This window comes from Streptomyces sp. cg36 (assembly GCF_041080675.1).
Taxonomy (GTDB): domain Bacteria; phylum Actinomycetota; class Actinomycetes; order Streptomycetales; family Streptomycetaceae; genus Streptomyces.
The window spans coordinates 6,874,945-6,893,212 of record NZ_CP163520.1; the positions used below are offsets into that span (position 1 = coordinate 6,874,945).

An 18,268-nucleotide genomic window follows, 5' to 3' on the forward strand; every position below is an offset into this window, starting at 1 on the left:
CGGGATAGCGTGCCCGTATGACGGAGTCCACGCGTGGCGCCGGGTCCGGGACCCGGCTCACCCGGCGCGGCCGACTGCTCCTGGGCGTGCTCGCCCTGCTGCTGGTGGGCGGGGCGGTGGTGCTGTTCCTGGTGCTGCGGGAGACCGGGGGCAAGGTCAGGTCCCTGCTGATCCCGGAGGGCTGGCGCTCCGGCCAGGTGTACGCGGCGGTCGACAAGAGCCTCGGCGTGGCGGCGGGCACCACCCGCCGGGCCGCCGCCGACACGGGGCTCGCCCTGCCGGCCGCCGCAGGCGGCAACCCCGAGGGCTATCTCTTCCCGGCCACCTATCCGGTGGGCTCGAAGACCACCCCCGGCGGGCTCCTCGCCTACATGGTGGACACCGCCAACACCCGCTTCGGCAAGGACCACATCGAGGCGGGGGCCCGGCGCAACGGGATGACGGTCTATCAGACCGTGGTGGTGGCCAGCATCGTGCAGGCCGAGGCCGACACCGTGGCCGACATGGGCAAGGTCTCCCGGGTCGTCTACAACCGGCTGGCCAAGGGCATGCCGCTGCAGATGGACTCCACGCTCAACTACGCGCTGAACCGCTCCACCCTGACGACCACCCACGCCGACACCCGGACCGACAGCCCGTACAACACCTATCAGCGCGGCGGGCTGCCGCCGACGCCGATCGGGAACCCGGGCCAGCAGGCGCTGGACGCGGCGATCAGCCCGCCCCGCGGCGACTGGCTGTACTTCGTCACGGTCGCCCCCGGCGACACCCGCTTCACCGCCGACTACGCCGAACAGCAGCGGAACGTACGGGAGTTCAACCGCAACCAGAGCGGGAGCGCCGGCTGATCCGCCGCCGGGTCAGCGCGCGCCCAGTGGGGCGCCGAGCAGCTGCTTGATCTCCCGGACGGCCGCCCGTCCGGCCCGGTTGGCGCCGATGGTCGACGCCGAAGGGCCGTATCCCACCAGATGGACGCGCGCGTCCCGGACGGCCCGGGTGCCGTCGAGCTGGATCCCGCCGCCGGAGGCGCGCAGCTTCAGCGGCGCCAGATGGTCGATCACCGGGCGGAAGCCGGTCGCCCAGAGGATCACATCGGCCTCCACGGTCCGGCCGTCGTCCCAGGCCACGCCGGTCGGGGTGATCCGGTCGAACATGGGCAGCCGGTCCAGGACGCCCTTGGCGCGGGCCGCCAGGATCGCCTCGTTCACCGGCAGTCCGGTCACCGAGACCACACTGCGCGGCGGCAGCCCCTGGCGTACGCGCTCCTCGACCATGGCGACGGCGGCCCGCCCCCACTCCTCGGTGAACGGGCCCTCCCGGAACACCGGCGGGCGCCGGGTGACCCAGGTGGTCACCGCCCCCTGGTCCGCGATCTCCATCAGATGCTGGGTCCCCGAGGCGCCACCGCCGACCACCACCACGCGCAGGCCCGCGAACTCCTCGGGGCCGGGGTAGTTCGCGGTGTGCAGCTGGCGTCCCCGGAAGGTCTCCTGGCCCGGGTAGCGGGGCCAGAACGGGCGGTCCCAGGTGCCGGTCGCGTTGATCAGCGCGCGGGTGGACCAGCCGCCCTCCGAGGTCTCCACGCGCAGCCGCCCGCCCTCGCCCTCGCGCACGGCGCTCACCTCGACCGGCCGGTGGACCCGCAGGTCGAAGGTGGTCTCGTAGTCGGCGAAGTAGGCGCCGATCACCTCCGAGGAGGGCCGGGCGGGGTCGGCGCCGGTCAGCTCCATCCCCGGCAGGGCGTGCATGCCGTGCACCTTGCCGTAGGTGAGCGAGGGCCAGCGGAACTGCCAGGCGCCGCCGGGCCGTGGCGCGTGGTCGAGCACCACGAAGTCGCGGTCGGGGACCAGCCCCGCACGCCGCAGGTGGTAGGCGCTCGACAGCCCCGCCTGCCCGGCGCCGATGACCACTGCGTCCACTTCGTGTACCCGGAAGTCGTTCACGGTTCCACCAACCACGGGGCGCGCGCGGATCTTCCCGGCCCGCGCGCTCCGGTGCGCCGGGCGGGAGGATGGGGCCATGGCCGACTTCACCACGCGTGTCCTCCAGCTCACTACCGGCAGCTCCGAGACCGTCACCGATCTGACCCATGACTGCGCGCGCTTCCTCCAGGAGGTGGCCGGGGGCGGGGACGGCCTGCTGAACGTCTTCGTCCCGCACGCCACCGCCGGGATCGCGGTCATCGAGACGGGCGCGGGCAGCGACGACGACCTGCTCGCCGCCCTGCACGCGCTGCTGCCCGCCGACGACCGCTGGCAGCACCGCCACGGCAGCCCCGGGCACGGCCGTGACCACGTGCTGCCCGCGTTCGTCCCGCCGCACGCGACGCTTCCGGTGGTCGGCGGACGGCTGGCGCTGGGGACCTGGCAGTCGGTGTGCCTGGTGGACACCAACAAGGACAACCCGGACCGTCAGGTGCGGCTGAGCTTCCTCGGCTGAGCCCTCCCGACCGAGGCGGTCCGGCCGCCGAGGCCCGGCCCCGTACCCGCCCGGGCGCGGCCCCGTACCCGCCCGATCGGCCCGGCCCCCCGTACCCGCCAGGCGCGGCCAGGGATCCGACCGTCCCGTACCCCCAGTCACGCCCCGGACGAGCCCTAGTCGGCGGCCCGCCCCGGCGCCCCGGCCCGCAGTCCGTCCATCACCAGGTCCAGGAGGCGGCCCGCGCGGCCCCGCCAGTCCTCGTCCGGGGCGATCTGCCACAGTCCGGCGATCGCGAGCACGAAGTCGTCCGGGGTGACGCCGGGCCGGATCGTGCCCGCCTCCTCGTTGGCCCGGAGCAGCAGGCTGACGGCCGAGGTCACCGGGGCGTGGCCGAGGTCGGCCAGGGTGCCGCGCGCGGTGGCCTTGCGCATCGCGTCGGCGAGACCCGCCTTGGCCAGCGCGTACTGGGCCAGCCGGTCCATCCACTCCCGCAGCGCCCGGTCCGGCGGTCGGGTGGCGAGCAGCTGGGCCGCCGTCTCGGCGACCTGCTGCATCTCGTATCGGTAGACTTCCAGTACCAGGGCCTCGCGGTTGGGGAAGTGGCGGTAGAACGTGCCCTGGCCGACGCCCGCCTTCTTCGCGATCGCGCTGAGCGGCGCGTCCGCCGAGCAGGTCAGCTCCGTCAGTGCCACTTCCAGAATGCGCTCGCGATTGCGCTGCGCGTCCGAGCGCAGCGGCGCGTCCTTCTTCGCGTGTCGCACGCGTCCTCCTGCCCGCTCCCGGACCGAACTTCCCGGACCGAACCGTTCGTGGTGCGTTCTTGATAAGCGGACAGCTGTCCGTTAAGTTCGCAGGTAACGGACAGTTGTCCGTTTAGGTCCACCATAGCGGCAGCGACACCGCAGTGGACTCCGATGGACGGCGCTTCGCAACGACCCGCGAGAGAAGGCTGCTCATGACCCCATCGACGTCCAGCGCCATCACCCTCAACATCAACGGCGAGAAGTACACGCTGCCCGTCGACCACCGCACCACCCTGCTCGACGCCCTCCGCGAGCGCCTCGATCTCACCGGTACGAAGAAGGGGTGCGACCAGGGGCAGTGCGGTGCCTGCACGGTGCTGCTGGACGGGCGCCGGGCGCTCTCCTGCCTCCAGCTCGCCGTGGCCGCCGAGGACCGGGAGATCACCACCATCGAGGGCGTGGCCGACGGGGACCGGCTCCACCCGGTCCAGCAGGCGTTCCTCGACCTGGACGGGTACCAGTGCGGCTACTGCACGCCCGGCCAGATCTGTTCGGCCCTCGCGGTGATCGAGGAGCACGCGGCGGGCTGGCCCAGCGCGGTCACCGCCGATGTGCGCCCCGGGGCCGGAGCGCCGGAGCTGACCGCGGAGGAGATCCGCGAGCGCATGAGCGGCAACCTGTGCCGCTGCGGCGCCTACGCCTCCATCGTCGCGGCGGTGGCACGGGCCGCCGGGCTCCGCGCGACCGGAGCGGAGGCCGTGGCATGAGGGAGTTCTCCTACGAGCGGGCCTTCGACGTGCCGGGCGCCCTCGCCCTGCTCGGCGCCGAGGCCGACGCCCGCTTCCTGGGCGGCGGCACCAACCTGGTCGACCTGATGAAGGCCGGGGTGGAGCGGCCCGCGCTCCTCGTCGACGTGACCCGGCTGCCCCTCGACCGGATCGAGGAGGCGGCGGACGGCGCACTGCGCATCGGCGCGACCGTCACCAACAGCGACCTGGCCGCCCACCCCGAGGTGCGCCGCCGCTACCCGGCGCTGGCGCAGGCCGTACTCGCCGGAGCCTCGGGCCAGTTGCGCAACATGGCCACCGTCGGCGGCAATCTGCTCCAGCGCACCCGCTGCGGCTACTTCACCGACCTCGCCCGCCCCTGCAACAAGCGCGTCCCCGGCAGCGGCTGCGCCGCCGTCGAGGGCGAGCACCACAACCACGCGGTCCTGGGCGCCTCCGCGCACTGCGTCGCCGTCCACCCCTCCGACCTGGGCGTGGCGCTCGCCGCGTTCGACGCGGTCGTCTCGTACGAGAGCGCCGACGGACCGGGCGAACTGCCCTTCGCGGACTTCTATCTGCCCGTCGGCGACACCCCGCACCAAGAGACGGCGCTGCCGCCCGGCGCGCTGATCACCGGCGTCACGCTGCCGCCCGCCCCGCTCGCCGCCGTCTCCCGCTACCGCAAGGTGCGCGAGCGCGCCTCGTACGCCTTCGCGATCGGCTCGGTCGCCGCCGCCCTGGACGTGCGCGACGGGACCGTGCGCGAGGTGCGGCTCGCCCTCGGGGCGGTCGCCTCCCGGCCGTGGCGGGCCCGCGCGGCCGAGCGCGCCCTGACCGGGGGCCCGGCGGACGCCGCCGCCTTCGGGGCCGCCGCCGACGCCGAACTGGCCGCCGCCGCACCCCTGCCCCACAACGGATACAAGGTGACGCTGATGCGCAATCTCGTCGTGGCCGTGCTGAGCGAACTCGCCGAGGAGGCCGGGCGATGACCACCACGACGGGCACCACCGCGCTCACCGGGGCCGTCGGCACCGCGCGCACCCGCGTCGAGGGCCGGGAGAAGGTCACCGGGGCGGCCCGTTACGCCGGGGAGGTCCCCTTCGCCGACCTGGCGCACGGCTGGCTGGTCCTCTCCACCGTCGCCCGGGGGCGGGTGAGCGCGGTGGAGGACGCGCCCGTCCTCGCCATGCCCGGGGTGCTGGCCGTGCTGCACCACGGCAACGCGCCGCGCGTGGACGGCGCTTTCACTGGCCAGCTGGGCAAGCCCGACCCGGCCGTCCTGCTCTTCCAGGACGACCGGGTGCCGTACGCGGGCTGGCCGGTGGCGCTGGTCGTCGCCGAGACCTCCGAGCAGGCCAGGGAGGCCGCCGAGACGCTGGCCGTACGGTACGAACAGGAGCCGCACGACATCGCGTTCGCCGCCGGGCGCCCCGGCACGTACACCCCGCCGAACACACCGGGCGCGGTCTCCGAGACGGCCAAGGGCGATCTGGAGCGCGAACTGGCCGCGTCCGCCTTCGTCGTGGACGAGAGCTACAGCACCCCCGAGGAGCACCACAACCCGATGGAGCCGCACGCGGCGGTCGCCCGCTGGGACGGCGGCCGGCTGGAGGTGGTGGACTCCAACCAGGGCAGCAAGTGGGTGGCGGACGACCTCGCCAAGCTGTTCTCGCTCGACCCCGGCGCCGTCCGGGTCCTCTCCGAGCACATCGGCGGCGGCTTCGGCTCCAAGGGGCTGCGCTCCCACCAGGTGGCCGCGGTGATGGCCGCGACCCTGCTCCAGCGGCCCGTACGCGTGGTGTTGACGAGGCGTCAGCTCTTCTCGCTGATCGGCTACCGCAGCCCCACCGCCCACCGGGTCAGGCTCGGCGCGGACGCAGCGGGACGGCTGCGGGCCTTCGACCACCAGGGCCAGAACCTCACTTCGACGGTGCGGGAGTTCATCGAGCGCAGCACCGGGTTCGGCCGGGTCGTGTACGACGCCGACGCCCACCACACCGTCGACCGGGTGGTGGCGCTGGACGTGCCCACCCCGACCTGGATGCGCGCGCCCGGCGAGGCGCCCGGGTCGTTCGCGGTGGAGTGCGCGATGGACGAGCTCGCCGAGAAGTGCGGGATCGACCCGGTCGAGCTGCGGCTGCGCAACGACCCGGAGACGGGCCCCGTCTCCGGGCTGCCGTTCGGCAGCCGCAATCTGGTGGCCTGCTTCCGCGAGGGGGCCCGCCGGTTCGGCTGGGCGGGGCGCGATCCGCGCCCCGGCGTGCGCCGCGAAGGCCGCTGGCTGCTCGGCACGGGCACGGCGACGGCCACCTTCCCGTCGGGCTCCATGCCCTCCACCGCGGCCGTGACGGCGGAGGCGGACGGGACGTTCACCGTGCGGATCGCCGCCGCCGACATCGGCACCGGGGCGCGCACCGCGCTCACGCTGATCGCCGCCGACGCGCTGGAGACCGGCCCCGACCGGATCCGGGTGCGCATCGGGGACAGCGACTTCGGCCCGGCGATGGTGGCCGGCGGCTCGGCGGGTACCCGCTCCTGGGCCTGGGCGATCATGGCCGCGGCGGCCTCGCTGCGCGAGAAGCTGGCCCTCGGCGGCGATCTGCCGCCCGAGGGCATCACGGCCCGTTCCGACACCGCCGCCGCCATCGGTGAACTGCCGCCCAGGGAACGGCACTCCTTCGGCGCCCAGTTCGCCGAGGCCGCCGTGGACACCGCCACCGGCGAGGTGCGGGTCCGGCGGATGCTGGGCGTCTTCGCCGCGGGCCGGATCGTCAACCCGCTCACCGCCCGCAACCAGCTCGCGGGCGGAATGATCTGGGGGCTCTCCATGGCCCTGCACGAGGAGGCGGTCCGCGACCGGACCTCGGGCGCCGTGGTCGGCCCCGACCTCGCGGGCTACCACTTCGCCGCGCACGCCGACGTCCCGCCGATCGAGGTGGACTGGGTGGCCGACCCCGACCCCGACGACCCGGTCGGGATCAAGGGCATCGGCGAGATCGGCATCGTGGGCGCGGCGGCGGCGATCGCCAACGCGGTGTGGCACGCCACCGGTGTGCGCCACCGCGATCTGCCGATCCGGCCCGACCGGATCCTGACGGAAGGGCGCCGCGATGCTTGACCTCGCCGCCGAGCTGGACCGGTGGGCCGCCGAGGGCCGGGAGTTCGCGGTGGCCAGCGTCGTCGAGGTCGGCGGCAGCGCGCCGCGCGGCCCCGGTGCCGCGCTCGCCGTGGACGGCGCGGGCGCGGCCGTCGGCTCGGTCTCCGGCGGCTGTGTGGAGGGGGCCGTCTACGAGCTGTGCGTCCAGGCGCTCCAGGACGGCACCCCGGTCCGCCGGCGCTTCGGCTACAGCGACGAGGACGCCTTCGCGGTCGGGCTGACCTGCGGCGGGGTGGTGGACGTGCTGGTGGTCCCGGTCCGGGCCGACAGCCCGGACCGGCCGGTGATCGTCCACGCGCTCGCCGCCGCCGCGCGGGGCGAGGCGGTGGCCCTGGCGCGGGTGGTGCGCGGCCCGGACGCGCTGCTCGGCCGGGCGCTCCTGGTCCGCCCGGACGGCGCACGCGAGGGGACGGCGGGCGGGCACGAGGAGTTCGGCCGCGCGGTGGCGGCGGAAGCCGGGGAGCTGCTGGCGGCGGGCCGCACGGCCGCCTTCGAGGCGGCGGAGTCCGGCTCGCGCTGCGACGGGGCCGAGCTGACGGTGTTCGTCGAGTCGAGCCTGCCGCCGCCCCGGATGATCGTCTTCGGCGCGGTCGACTTCGCGGCGGCCCTGGTCCGTACGGGCGCGTTCCTCGGCTACCGCGTGACCGTCTGCGACGCCCGGCCCGTCTTCGCCACCCCGGACCGCTTCCCCGGGGCCGACGAGGTCGTGGTCGACTGGCCGCACCGCTATCTGCGGGGCACGTACACGGACGAGCGCACGGTGCTGTGCGTGCTCACCCATGACGCCAAGTTCGACGTGCCGCTGCTGGAGGTGGCGCTGCGGCTGCCGGTCGCCTTCGTCGGGGCGATGGGGTCGCGCCGCACCCACGAGGACCGCGACCGCAGACTGCGCGCGAGCGGTCTCACCGAGCGCGAGCTGGCCCGGCTGCACTCGCCGATCGGCCTGGACCTGGGGGCCCGTACGCCGGAGGAGACCGCCCTGTCGATCGCGGCGGAGATCGTCGCGGCCCGGCACGGCGGCACCGGCGCGCCGCTGACCGGCCGGGTCACCCCTATTCACCATCAGCCGGACGAACGGGACAGTAATGCGCACCTCTCCCGAACGACCGGTCGGAACTCACGCCAATCTTTTGCGAGTTGACCGTATGGCATCATGGCCGCATTGTCTGCTCGGGGATCAGGAGCCCTGAATCGTGCGCGTGTTGAATCAGTGAGGTCAATTCCGTGCCGTCTCACTCAGCGTTACCGTCACCGGAGGACCGTCGGGTCAGGCGCCGTCTCAAAAGGGTTCGCCGGACGTGTGAGGCACTGCTCGCGGAGTGGGGCATGGAACACGGCTGCGGCATCCAGGAGCTGCACCGATACCTCAGCGTGCAGAACCGGCGGCCGATCCATCTGATTCCGATGCCGTTCCCCGAGCGCCATCTCTTCGGGCTGTGGCTGAAAATGGACGACTTCGACATCATCGCTTACGAGAAGGCCGCCTCGCAGTCACACAAAGAACACATCATTGCCCATGAGCTGTCGCATATCGCCTTCCAGCACCGGGGCTCCGTGAATTTCGACCGAGGGGATTCGGGCCAGTTGTTCACCGACGTCGAACCCGGCGTCGTCCACAGCATGCTGATGCGCTCGCGCTACAGCGACGACGAGGAGCAGGAGGCCGAGACGATGGCCTCGCTGATCCTGGCCCGCGCCACCAAGCGCTGGCTGGAACCCGCCTGGGGCGTCCCGGACGACGCGGCGGAGATCGTCGCCCGCATCGAGAGCGGCGTCGGCAACCCCGACACCCAGGGCGACGCCCCGGCCCCCTCGGCACCGGACCCGGCCGACCCGGACGACGGAAGACCGAACGACGGATGAACACGGTGTACGGGGTCCTCTCGTGGACCTGCGCGATCGGCGGCCTCGCCGCCTTCGCGTACCGGCTCCCGGACCTGCTGCGCAGACGCCACGACATCGCCCTGTGGGCGCTGTGCACCTACTTCCTCTTCTCCGGCATCAGCTTCCTGGTCGACCTGGACCTCCTGCGGACGCACATCTCGGCGGTCTTCGGCCGCCCCAACGTCACCTCGCTGATCGTGCAGGTGGCGGTGGTGGTGCTCACCGCCGCCCAGCAGGTGGTGCTGGTGTACTGGTCGTCGCCGCCCGAGCAGGCCGCGCGGCTGGCCCGGCGGCGGGTGCTGTTCTTCGGCGCCGCCCTCGCCGTCCTGGTCGTCGCCTCCCTCGCCATCTCCCCGGTCACCCGGTCCAAGACGGCGACCTCGACGATCCTGCTCAGCATCCAGCACGGCGAATACGCCCTGTACATGTCGTTCTACCTGGTGATCTGCGCCATCGGGCAGTTCGAGACCGTCCGGCTCTCGCTGCGCTTCACCAAGATGGCCAACCGGCAGTGGCTCAAGGTCGGCATGCGCACCGTCACCCTCGGCGCCGCACTGATCCTGGTCTACTGCGTCACCCGCAGCATCCAGATCGCCGGCACCCGGCTGCACTTCGACGGCTCCGCCCTCGACCCCGTCCAGTGGTCGTGCGGCAGCATCGGCGCGCTCCTGCAGATCACCGGCTGGACCATCCCGTCCTGGGGCATCCACCTCACCCGGGCCCTCGGCTGGCTCCGCAGCTACCGCTCGTACCTGCGGCTGCGCCCCCTGTGGTGGGCGCTCTACCAGGCGTCGCCGGACATCGCCCTGGACCCGCCGCGCTCCTGGCCGCGCGACCTCATCCCGCCGCGCGACCTGCACTACAGCCTCTACCGCCGCGTCATCGAGATCCGCGACGGCCAGCTCACCCTGCGCACCTCGCTCTCGCTGGCCGACTTCGCCCGCGAGGCCCGCTCCCTGGACCTGCCCGAGGACCCCACCTCGCCGCTGGGCGAGGCGCTCCAGGTGCGGGCCGTCCTCAGCCGCCCGGTGGAGGAGCGGGCCGAGCGGGCCGACGCCTCCGACATCCCCGAACGGCCCCCGTACGACGACTTCCGCGACGAGGTGGAGTGGCTCACCGAGGTGGCCTCCTCGTTCACCGCGCTCGGCCAGGGCCGCCTCCCGCGCACCGAGGCGCGAGCGAGATCATGACCGGTGAAACCCATCGGGCCCGGGCGCGCGAGGAGGAGCACGGGCCGCTCGTCCCGCTCGCCCTGGACACCGTACGGCGCCTGCTCGCCCTGGACGCCGGGCACGGCGCGCGGGCCGCACTGCCCGGCGTGCGCGAGGCGCTGCGCCGCTTCCCGGAGCTGTCCGCCGACCCGGCCGGGCCGCCCGGCCACGACAGCGACGAACTGGCCGCCCTCGCCGAACTGTGCGAGGTCATCGGCTGGATCCTCTTCGACGCGGGCCGCTACCGGGCCGCGCACCACGCGAACCTGCGCGCCCTGGCCCTCGCCGAGCGCTGCGGCGACCGCGCCACGGCCCGGCTCGTGCTGCTCAACCACAGCATGCTGCAGACGCAGCTCGACCGCCCGCGCGCGGCGCTGGCGAGCGTGGCGCGGGTCGCCGGGCCGCGCGCCCTGCCCGCCCTGGTCGACAGCCTCGTCCTGGTCCGCCGGGCGCACGCCGCGGCCCTGCTCGGCGGTGGCGCGCGGGCGGCCCGGCTGATCCGGCGGGCCCGCAGCCGCTTCCTGGACGGCGCCTCGCCCGCCGATCCGCCGTGGGCCTGGTGGATCGACCGGACCGAACTCCTCGGCCACCACGGCTGGGTGCTCGCCCGGCTCGGCGAGTTCGGCGCGGCCGTGCCCCTGCTGCACGAGGCGGCCACCGCCCCCGGGCCCTCCTACCGGCACCTGTTCACGGCCGAGCTCCTCGCGGCGCTGGCCGGGGCCGGGGCCTGGCGCGAGGCGGAGGACCTCATCGCGGACCTGGCGCCGCGCGCCGCCGCCATCGGCTCGGCGCGGACCACCGAGACGCTCGGCCGGGCCGCGGCCCACCTCCTCGGCCGCGCCGACGCCCCGCCCAACGCGCGGGCCGCCGCCGCCTTCCTGCGGGAGTCCCTGCCCGCCCGCCCGGCGCCGGACCGCCGCGCCCGCTCCTGAGCACCACGCCCGCTCCTCGCCACCACGCCCCAAGAGCACCATCCCCACCGGACCGACAGACAGGAACCCGCATGCTCCAGCTACGGATCTCCACGCCCGTGGCCGCCGCTCTCGTGGCGGTCGCCCTGCTCTTCACCGCCGGGGGACCGGTGTCCGAGGTCGCCTACGGCACCTCGGCGCCCCCGGCGGCCACCGGTTCCACCGGGGCGGGGGACGCCCGGGGGACGGGCAGCCCGTACCTGGCGACGCACCTCTACTTCGGCACCGGCCGCCACGGCGGCGAACCCCCCATCACCGACGAGGAGTTCATGAAGTTCGTCGCCGACGTGATCACCCCGCGCTTCCCGTCCGGACTCACCCTCCAGGAGGGCCGGGGCCAGTGGCGGGACAAGGACGGCGACATCAACCGGGAGCGCTCGTACGAGCTGACGGTGCTCTACCCCGTACGGGAGGCGCGGGCCCGGGACCGGGACATCGAGTACATACGCCGGGTGTACTGCGACAAGTACCAGCTGGAGTCGGTGGGCCGCGCCGACGTGCGGGCGCAGGTCAGCTTCTGACCCCGCCGCCTACCGCAGCTGGCGCCGCACCAGGGCGTGGAGGGGCCCGCCGGTGTCCGCGAGGAGCTCGGCGGGCGGGCCCTCCTGGACGATCCGGCCGTCCGCCATCACGAGCACGCGGTCGGCGTCCAGCACGGTGGAGAGCCGGTGGGCGATCACGACCCGGGTGGCGTTCAGCGCGCGGGTGCTCTCGATGACCGTGCGCTGGGTCTCGTTGTCGAGCGCGCTGGTGGCCTCGTCGAAGAAGAGGATCCGGGGCCGCCGCACCAGCGCCTGGGCGATCATCAGCCGCTGGCGCTGACCGCCCGACACGGCCCCGCCGTCCGTGATCATCGTGTGCAGGCCCATCGGCATCCGCCGCACGTCCTCGGCCAGCCCCGCCATCGCCACGGCCGCCCACACCTCGTCCTGGGTGTGGGACCCGGCCCCGCTCACGCACTCCAGGATCGACCCGGTCAGCGGCCGGGCGTGCTGGAGGACCACGCCGCACTGGCGGCGCACGGCCGCCCGGTCGAGCGCCGCCAGGTCCTGGCCGTCGTAGCGGACGGTGCCGGTGAGCGGCCGGTCGAAGCCGATGAGCAGCCGCAGCAGCGTCGACTTGCCGCAGCCGCTGGGACCCACGACCGCCACGAACTCACCGGCGCGCACCGACAGGGACACGCCGTCCAGGACCGGCGGACCGTCGTCGGCGTAGCGGAACGAGAGGCCGCGCGCCTCGATCTCCCCGGACAGCACCCCGGGCCGCACGGCGCCCGAGGCCACCTCGGGCGCCGCGTCGAGCACCGGCCGGATCTGCTCGAACATGGGCAGGACGGCCGCGGCCGACAGGAACGCCCCGGTCAGCTGGGTGACGGAGGTGAGGACCATCGTCACGGCGGTGTGGAACGTCAGGAACGCGGCGGCCGAGAGCGAGCCCCGCGCCGGGCCCGCCAGCAGCACGAACATGCCGAGCGAGCACAGCGGCAGATGGACGGCGCCCAGCACCGTCGTCAGGTTCTTGATCCCGTCCGCCCGCCGCTGGAGCTCCCGGCCGCGGGCGAACTCCCGCGCCCACGCCGCGTACGCGAAGCTCTCGGCGGCGGCCACCCGCAGTTTGGGCAGCCCCCGCAGGGTCTGGAACGCCTGGTTGTTGAGCCGGTTGCCCAGCTCCACCAGCCGCCGCTGCCAGCGCAGTTCCGCGAGGCCCAGCACCAGGAAGACCGCCGCGATCACCACCAGCATCCCGATCGCGGCCAGCGCCAGCGGCACGCTGAACCAGAACAGCAGCGCCAGGTTCACCGCCCCGACCGTGCCCGCCTGCACCACGACCGGGGTGATGCCGGAGACCACCCGCCGGATCGCGCTCACCCCCATGGCCGCGCTCGCCAGCTCGCCGGTGGAGCGCGCGGTGAAGAACTTCGTGGGCAGCCTCAGCAGCCGGTCCCAGACGGCCGGTTGCAGGGTGCTCTCGACGCGCCCCTCCAGCCGCAGCAGCGTCAGGTTCTGGAGCAGCCCGAAGGCCGCCGCCACGACGCTGCTCACCACGACCGCCAGCGACACCTGGGCGATCAGCCCGGTCTCGGCCCGGGGCACGTACCCGCCGAGCACCTGCCCGGTCGCCAGCGGGACGAGCGCGCCGAGCGCCACCGTCACCAGCCCGGTCAGGGCCAGGTTGCGCAGATCGGCCCGGCTGCCGCGCAGCGCGAACCGCACCAGCCGCCACTTGCCCGTCGGCGTGTCCGGCAGCGGGCGGTAGAACATCACCGCGCGCGGGGCGAACTCCCCGGAGTTGGCCCGCCCGATCCGGGTCCGCCGCCCCGACGCGGTCACCGCCTCGTAGCCGCCGCGCCGCCACAGCAGGGCGACCGGTGCCCCGCTCGCCGCCCGGTGGCCGACCAGCGGCCCCGCCTCCTCGCGCCACCACGCGCCGGTCAGCCGGACCGGGCGGCTGCGCACCCGGGAGGCGACGGCGACGCGCTCGACCGGATCGGCGCTCCCGTCCTGCGGGCCGCTCGCGGCGGGCGCGGTGAGCGTGATGCCGGCGGCCCGCGCGACGAGCTCGCAGACCGCGTACGTAATGTCGTCGCCCGTCGCCGCCCGCCCGCCCCGGGCCCAAGTCGCCCGGCCCGGACGGGTGAGGGAGGAGAGCAGCGCCCGGTCCGCCTCGTCGCGGACGGCCTCGCCCGCCTTGATGCCCGCCGCCGTCCGGTCCTCGTGGGACCGCTCCCGCTCTTCGATCCAGCGGTCCAGGGCCGCCAGGAGCCGCCGCTGGCGGTTGACCATGCCCTGCCACAGTTCGCCGTCGACCAGCAGGTCCCCGGCCGCCTCGGCGCTGAACGCGGCGCCGTACCGCACACTGCCCGGCGCCACCGGCAGCCACAGCACATCCTCGTCGGCGCCCGGCTCACCGCCGTCCGCGCGCCCGTCGAACGGCGCCTCGAACAGGACCCGCAGCCCGCGCCCCACCCCGAGCGAGAAGGCGTGCTCCAGCAGGCTCAGGGCCGCGTCAGCGGTGTCGTAGTGGCTGCGGTGGGCGGAGCCGTACGCGTCCTCGTACGCGACCGCCTCCGCGTAACCGGGCCGGTACAGCTCGCGCAGCTGGACGCGGCGCAGCGCGCAGCCGCGCAGCGGACGGCCGACCAGGGTGTGCCGGGGGCCCTCCACCGGGCCGAGCAGCAGCGTTCCCGGCTCCAGACGGCCCAGGAAGTGCCAGTGCCCCCGGGCCGCCACGTCCACCGCGAACAGGTCCAGGGCGCCGCCCTCCACCAGCCACAGCACCTCGGGCCCGGCCAGCGTGAAGCCGCCCGGGCCGGTGGCGGCGACGGGTGCGCCGAGCGCGCCCAGGGCCGCGAGGACCGGGTCGTGGCCGGGCGCGGACGCACCGGCGAAGTCGTCCGCCGAGGTCACCTCAGTGCTCCCTGACCAGCTCGGCGTAGGCGCCGCCCGCCGCGACGAGCTCCTCGTGGCGCCCGCGCTCGACCACGCTTCCGTGGTCCAGGACCACGATCTCGTCGCTGTCGCGGACCGTGCTCAGCCGGTGCGCGATCACCACACAGGCGCAGCCGCGCCGCCGCAGGTTGTCCATGACGACCTGTTCGGTCCGCGCGTCCAGGGCGCTGGTGACCTCGTCGAGCACCAGCACGCTCGGCTCCCGCACCAGGGCGCGGGCGATCTCCAGACGCTGGCGCTGGCCGCCGGAGAAGTTGCGGCCGTCCTGCTCGACCCGGCTGTGGATGCCGCCCGGCCGCCGGGCCACCGTCTCGTACAGCGCCGCGTCCTTGAGGGCCGCGACCACCGCCTCGTCGGGGACCGAGGGGTCCCACAGCGCCACGTTGTCCCGCACGCTGCCCTCGAAGAGGAAGACGTCCTGGTCGACGAAGGCGACGGAGGCGGACAGCGCGCCCCGGGGGATCTCGGCCAGGCGCCGCCCGTCGATGCGGACGCTGCCCTCCCACGGGGTGCAGAGACCGGAGATCAGCCGGGACACCGTCGACTTGCCGCTCCCGGAGGCGCCCACCAGCGCCACCTGCTGCCCCGGGCCCACCGTCAGCGAGAAGTCGGCCAGCAGGGGCGCGTCCAGCGGGCTGTGGCCGAAGGTGATCCCCTCCAGGCTCAGATGGCCGGTCAGCCTGCGCGTCCCGGCGGCGGGCTCCGGGCGGGTGTACAGCGCGTCCACGGGGAAGTCCTCGACGTCCTTGAGCCGCGCCACGTCGGCGGCGAAGTCCTGGATCCGGCCCGCCACCGCGTTGAGCCGGGTGACCGGCGCGGTGAAGCGGGTGACCAGCGCCTGGAAGGCGACCAGCAGGCCGATCGAGAGGTGCCCCTCGACGGCCCGCAGCCCGCCGATCCACAGGATCAGCGCGCTGTTGAGCGCCGCCAGCAGCGGGGCGACGATTCCCAGCCACGCGCTCGGCACGCCGAGGCGCTGCTGGTGCTCCAGCGTGGTGGCGTGCTGGCCCGCCCAGCGGCGGAAGTAGCCGTCCTCGCCGCCGGTGGCCTTCATCGTCTCGATCAACTGCAGCCCGGTGTAAGAGGTGTTGGTCAGCCGCGCGCCGTCGGCCCGCAGCTGCTGCGTACGGGTCGCCCGCAGCCGTACGACCACGCGCATCGCCACCACGTTCAGCAGGGCGATGCCGACGCCGACGACGGTGAGCTGGGGGTCGTAGGTCCACAGCAGCAGCGCGTAGAGCAGCACCACGACGCCGTCGACCGCGGCGGCCGTGAGGTCGCGGGCCAGGGTCTCGGCGACCGCGTCGTTGGACTGGAGCCGCTGGACCAGGTCGGCGGGGCTGCGCTGGGCGAAGAACGTCACCGGCAGTCTGAGCAGGTGCCGGAAGAAGCGGGCCCCTCCCAGGGTGGCCGAAATGACGCGCCCGCGCAGCAGGTTGGCCTGCTGGAGCCAGGTGAGCGCGGCCGTCAGCCCGACGGCGGTGCCCATCGCCGTGAAGAGCACCCCGAGCGGCGACGTCTGGTCGCCGATCAGGAACATGTCGACATAGGTACGGCTGAGCGCGGGCAGAGCCGCGCCCACGACCACCAGCAGCAGACTGGCCAGCAGCGACACCAGCAGGGTGCCCGCGGTGCCGCGCAGCCGGGCGGGCAGCGCGGCCAGTACCGAGGGCCGCCGCCCGCCGCGCCGGAACGCCGCACCCGGTTCGAGGACCAGGACGACCCCGGTGAAGCTGGTGTCGAAGTCCTCGGCGGTCACGAACCGGCGTCCCTTGTCCGGGTCGTTGACGTGCACCCCGCGCCGTCCGAACCGGCGGCCCGTGCCGTCGTAGACGACGTAGTGGTTGAACTCCCAGAACAGGATGGCCGGTGGCCGCACCCCGGCGAGCGCGGCCGGTTCCATCTGCATGCCCTTGGCGGTCATGCCGTAGCCGCGCGCGGCCTTGAGGATGGTGCCGGCCCGCGAGCCGTCGCGGGAGACACCGCACGCGATGCGCAGCTCCTCCAGCGGCACATGGCGGCCGTGGTGCGCCAGGACCATCGCCAGCGAGGCCGCGCCGCACTCCAGCGCCTCCATCTGGAGGACGGTGGGCGTACGGACGGCGCGGGCGCGCTCGGCGCGGGGTGCGCGGCGGGCCCGCCGCCCGCCGCCGCGCGGCTGTCCGGGGCGGCGGGCGGCGCGGCCGGGCGGCGGGAGCCGCGGGGGCGCGGGGGAGTCTGCGGGTGCGGTCACGGGAGGAGCCAATCGAGGGGGCGCCGGTCGGCCAGGTGGACGGTGGCGGAGGCCGGGGTCATGGAGTCGACCGGGCGGGGCGGGCCCTGCGCGGAGGACCAGCGCAGGCCCGACGCCGTGGCCGCGCGGTCGAGCCGCACCAGGACCGCGACCGGCCTGCCGTGGCGGGTCAGCTCCCCGCCCAGCCCGGAGTCGCCGAGGAACGCGCTGACCTGCTCAGGGGTCTGGGCGGCGCGGCCGACGGCGGCGACCCGGCCGCGCAGCACTCCGTAGCGCCGACTGGGCACGGACTGGACGGTGAGGTCGACGCGCGCGCCGACCGGCAGGGAGGCCGCGCCGTCGCCGGGCACGTAGACCATCGCCACCAGCGGGTCTCCGGCGCCGCCGGTCCGCTCGACACCGGCCACGTCGGCGCCGGTGGCGACGACCGTGCCGATGGCGGCGCGCAGGGCGGTGAGCCGGCCCGCGGCGAGGACGCGCACGACCCGGTCGCCGCGTTCGGTGCGGACCTTCAGCAGCGGGGCTCCGGCGGCCAGTACCTGGCCCTCCTTGGCGAGCACCTCGGTGATCTGGCCCGCGTACGGGCTCTGCAGGACGTATCCGCCCCGCGCGTGGGTGAGGACGGCGGGTGCGCTCAGGGTGGCGGAGACGGTGCCGGTCACCGCCCAGTACGCGGCGGCGGCCGTCACCAGCGCGGTGACGGCGAGGACGAGTCGGCCGCGCGGGCGGGCGAGGCGCACCGGAAGGTCGAGCTCTTCGGGCGACTGGAGCTTGGAAAGGGCCTGTTGACGGAATTCCACGGGACTCTTCCCTCAGCTGTACGGCGGTGGGGGAGCCCCGGAACCGAGCGGGTTCCGGGGCTCGCGCGCCGTCTCAGAGACCGGCGACGAGGCCGGAGGCCAGACCGGTGACGGCGCCGGTGTTCACACCGGTGGTCGACTCGACCAGACCCGTCACCGAGCCCACCAGGCCGGAGACCGGCAGGAGGGAGTCGGCGGTGCCCGTGACGTTGCCGAGGGCGGTGCCCACGAGGCCGCCGGACACGTGGTCCAGGTCGGCGTCGGAGATCTCGCGGGTCTCGACCTGGGGGGTGTTGTTCATGAGGAAACTGCCCTTCGTGTTGGGGGGAACGGCGTGGGGGGATTTCCCTGCGGAGAGCCTGTCAGGGGGCTCCGCATGGGCCAGGATCAAAGCACGCCGACGCCGAGCGCAGCCAATCCCACCGGCCCTGATCAGGGCTTTTCCCGGTGCCGAACTACCTCCCCGTGCAGGTCCGTTGCCGAATTGGTGGCAGCTTCTTCACGGAATGCACCGCAGGGGTTCCCTTCGCCGACCGCGGACCCTCCCCGCAGGGGCACTCCGGCCGCCCGGCGGCCCGCACCGGGCCGTGGATCCGGCCCGGTGCGGGCCGGACGTGACCGCGCGGGGCATG

16 protein-coding genes are annotated in these 18,268 nt (G+C 74.5%); 10 read left to right on the forward strand and 6 right to left on the reverse strand.

Annotated features, from left to right (window positions below; translation table 11 throughout):
- Window positions 1–17: 17 nt before the first annotated feature.
- The gene (mltG, locus tag AB5J87_RS30650) at window positions 18–848 is read left to right on the forward strand and encodes an endolytic transglycosylase MltG (RefSeq protein ID WP_369381296.1); all 831 of its coding nucleotides are present in this window, start codon (window positions 18–20) and stop codon (window positions 846–848) included.
- Window positions 849–860: 12 nt separating this feature from the next.
- Here mltG and AB5J87_RS30655 read toward each other — a convergent pair whose 3' ends face one another.
- Window positions 861–1,943, reverse strand: a complete 1,083-nt coding sequence (locus tag AB5J87_RS30655) for an NAD(P)-binding domain-containing protein (protein ID WP_369381298.1) — start codon at window positions 1,941–1,943, stop codon at window positions 861–863.
- A 76-nt stretch (window positions 1,944–2,019) separates the two neighbouring features.
- On the opposite strand from AB5J87_RS30655, the gene AB5J87_RS30660 reads away from it, so the two are divergent.
- Window positions 2,020–2,439, forward strand: coding sequence for a YjbQ family protein (locus AB5J87_RS30660; RefSeq protein ID WP_369381299.1), 420 nt, complete (start codon window positions 2,020–2,022; stop codon window positions 2,437–2,439).
- Window positions 2,440–2,594: 155 nt separating this feature from the next.
- On the opposite strand, the gene AB5J87_RS30665 is transcribed toward AB5J87_RS30660, so the two are convergent.
- Window positions 2,595–3,182 (reverse strand): TetR/AcrR family transcriptional regulator, encoded by a 588-nt coding sequence (locus AB5J87_RS30665; protein ID WP_369381301.1) that lies wholly within the window; start codon window positions 3,180–3,182, stop codon window positions 2,595–2,597.
- Between the two features lie 194 nt (window positions 3,183–3,376).
- Between AB5J87_RS30665 and AB5J87_RS30670 the strand changes: the two genes are divergently transcribed.
- The 8 genes from AB5J87_RS30670 to AB5J87_RS30705 all read left to right on the forward strand — a co-directional run bounded on the left by AB5J87_RS30670 (window position 3,377) and on the right by AB5J87_RS30705 (window position 11,675).
- The gene (locus AB5J87_RS30670) at window positions 3,377–3,931 is read left to right on the forward strand and encodes a (2Fe-2S)-binding protein (protein WP_369381302.1); all 555 of its coding nucleotides are present in this window, start codon (window positions 3,377–3,379) and stop codon (window positions 3,929–3,931) included.
- On the forward strand, window positions 3,928–4,920 hold the full coding sequence (locus AB5J87_RS30675) for a xanthine dehydrogenase family protein subunit M (protein WP_369381304.1): 993 nt from the start codon (window positions 3,928–3,930) through the stop codon (window positions 4,918–4,920). The genes AB5J87_RS30670 and AB5J87_RS30675 overlap by 4 nt, the downstream gene beginning before the upstream one ends.
- Window positions 4,917–7,049 carry a xanthine dehydrogenase family protein molybdopterin-binding subunit gene (locus tag AB5J87_RS30680; protein WP_369381307.1) on the forward strand — a complete coding sequence of 711 codons (2,133 nt, stop codon included), beginning with the start codon at window positions 4,917–4,919 and terminating at the stop codon, window positions 7,047–7,049. The genes AB5J87_RS30675 and AB5J87_RS30680 overlap by 4 nt, the downstream gene beginning before the upstream one ends.
- Window positions 7,042–8,229, forward strand: a complete 1,188-nt coding sequence (locus tag AB5J87_RS30685; RefSeq protein ID WP_369381309.1) for an XdhC family protein — start codon at window positions 7,042–7,044, stop codon at window positions 8,227–8,229. Before AB5J87_RS30680 ends, AB5J87_RS30685 begins: the two co-directional genes overlap by 8 nt.
- A 185-nt stretch (window positions 8,230–8,414) precedes the next feature.
- Window positions 8,415–8,951, forward strand: a complete 537-nt coding sequence (locus tag AB5J87_RS30690) for a hypothetical protein (RefSeq protein ID WP_369381310.1) — start codon at window positions 8,415–8,417, stop codon at window positions 8,949–8,951.
- Window positions 8,948–10,162 carry an MAB_1171c family putative transporter gene (locus AB5J87_RS30695; RefSeq protein ID WP_369381312.1) on the forward strand — a complete coding sequence of 405 codons (1,215 nt, stop codon included), beginning with the start codon at window positions 8,948–8,950 and terminating at the stop codon, window positions 10,160–10,162. Before AB5J87_RS30690 ends, AB5J87_RS30695 begins: the two co-directional genes overlap by 4 nt.
- Window positions 10,159–11,115: a DNA-binding protein gene (locus AB5J87_RS30700; protein WP_369381315.1), complete on the forward strand. Its 957-nt coding sequence runs from the start codon at window positions 10,159–10,161 to the stop codon at window positions 11,113–11,115. The genes AB5J87_RS30695 and AB5J87_RS30700 overlap by 4 nt, the downstream gene beginning before the upstream one ends.
- 71 nt (window positions 11,116–11,186) lie before the next feature.
- Window positions 11,187–11,675 carry a DUF3574 domain-containing protein gene (locus AB5J87_RS30705; RefSeq protein ID WP_369381317.1) on the forward strand — a complete coding sequence of 163 codons (489 nt, stop codon included), beginning with the start codon at window positions 11,187–11,189 and terminating at the stop codon, window positions 11,673–11,675.
- 9 nt (window positions 11,676–11,684) lie between these two features.
- Here the strand turns inward: AB5J87_RS30705 and AB5J87_RS30710 are convergent, their stop codons facing one another.
- From AB5J87_RS30710 to AB5J87_RS30725, 4 genes are all read right to left on the reverse strand, one after another.
- Entirely contained in the window at window positions 11,685–14,561 is a 2,877-nt protein-coding gene (locus AB5J87_RS30710; protein WP_369381319.1) for an NHLP bacteriocin export ABC transporter permease/ATPase subunit, read from the reverse strand.
- A 1-nt stretch (window position 14,562) separates the two neighbouring features.
- The gene (locus tag AB5J87_RS30715) at window positions 14,563–16,836 is read right to left on the reverse strand and encodes an NHLP family bacteriocin export ABC transporter peptidase/permease/ATPase subunit (protein ID WP_369381321.1); all 2,274 of its coding nucleotides are present in this window, start codon (window positions 16,834–16,836) and stop codon (window positions 14,563–14,565) included.
- Window positions 16,833–17,636, reverse strand: coding sequence for a hypothetical protein (locus AB5J87_RS30720; RefSeq protein WP_369381324.1), 804 nt, complete (start codon window positions 17,634–17,636; stop codon window positions 16,833–16,835). The genes AB5J87_RS30715 and AB5J87_RS30720 overlap by 4 nt, the downstream gene beginning before the upstream one ends.
- A gap of 73 nt (window positions 17,637–17,709) precedes the next feature.
- Window positions 17,710–17,937: a type A2 lantipeptide gene (locus tag AB5J87_RS30725; protein ID WP_369381327.1), complete on the reverse strand. Its 228-nt coding sequence runs from the start codon at window positions 17,935–17,937 to the stop codon at window positions 17,710–17,712.
- Window positions 17,938–18,268 lie beyond the last annotated feature (331 nt).

What these genes read in the sequence shown, in the direction of transcription:
- AB5J87_RS30695 (WP_369381312.1), top strand. Translation starts at nt 8,948, where the DNA reads ATGAACACGGTGTACGGGGTCCTCTCGTGGACCTGCGCGATCGGCGGC.
- mltG (WP_369381296.1), top strand. Translation starts at nt 18, where the DNA reads ATGACGGAGTCCACGCGTGGCGCCGGGTCCGGGACCCGGCTCACCCGG.
- AB5J87_RS30670 (WP_369381302.1), top strand. Translation starts at nt 3,377, where the DNA reads ATGACCCCATCGACGTCCAGCGCCATCACCCTCAACATCAACGGCGAG.
- AB5J87_RS30705 (WP_369381317.1), top strand. Translation starts at nt 11,187, where the DNA reads ATGCTCCAGCTACGGATCTCCACGCCCGTGGCCGCCGCTCTCGTGGCG.
- AB5J87_RS30690 (WP_369381310.1), top strand. Translation starts at nt 8,415, where the DNA reads ATGGAACACGGCTGCGGCATCCAGGAGCTGCACCGATACCTCAGCGTG.
- AB5J87_RS30725 (WP_369381327.1), bottom strand. Translation starts at nt 17,937, where the DNA reads ATGAACAACACCCCCCAGGTCGAGACCCGCGAGATCTCCGACGCCGAC.
- AB5J87_RS30660 (WP_369381299.1), top strand. Translation starts at nt 2,020, where the DNA reads ATGGCCGACTTCACCACGCGTGTCCTCCAGCTCACTACCGGCAGCTCC.
- AB5J87_RS30680 (WP_369381307.1), top strand. Translation starts at nt 4,917, where the DNA reads ATGACCACCACGACGGGCACCACCGCGCTCACCGGGGCCGTCGGCACC.
- AB5J87_RS30675 (WP_369381304.1), top strand. Translation starts at nt 3,928, where the DNA reads ATGAGGGAGTTCTCCTACGAGCGGGCCTTCGACGTGCCGGGCGCCCTC.
- AB5J87_RS30685 (WP_369381309.1), top strand. Translation starts at nt 7,042, where the DNA reads ATGCTTGACCTCGCCGCCGAGCTGGACCGGTGGGCCGCCGAGGGCCGG.
- AB5J87_RS30700 (WP_369381315.1), top strand. Translation starts at nt 10,159, where the DNA reads ATGACCGGTGAAACCCATCGGGCCCGGGCGCGCGAGGAGGAGCACGGG.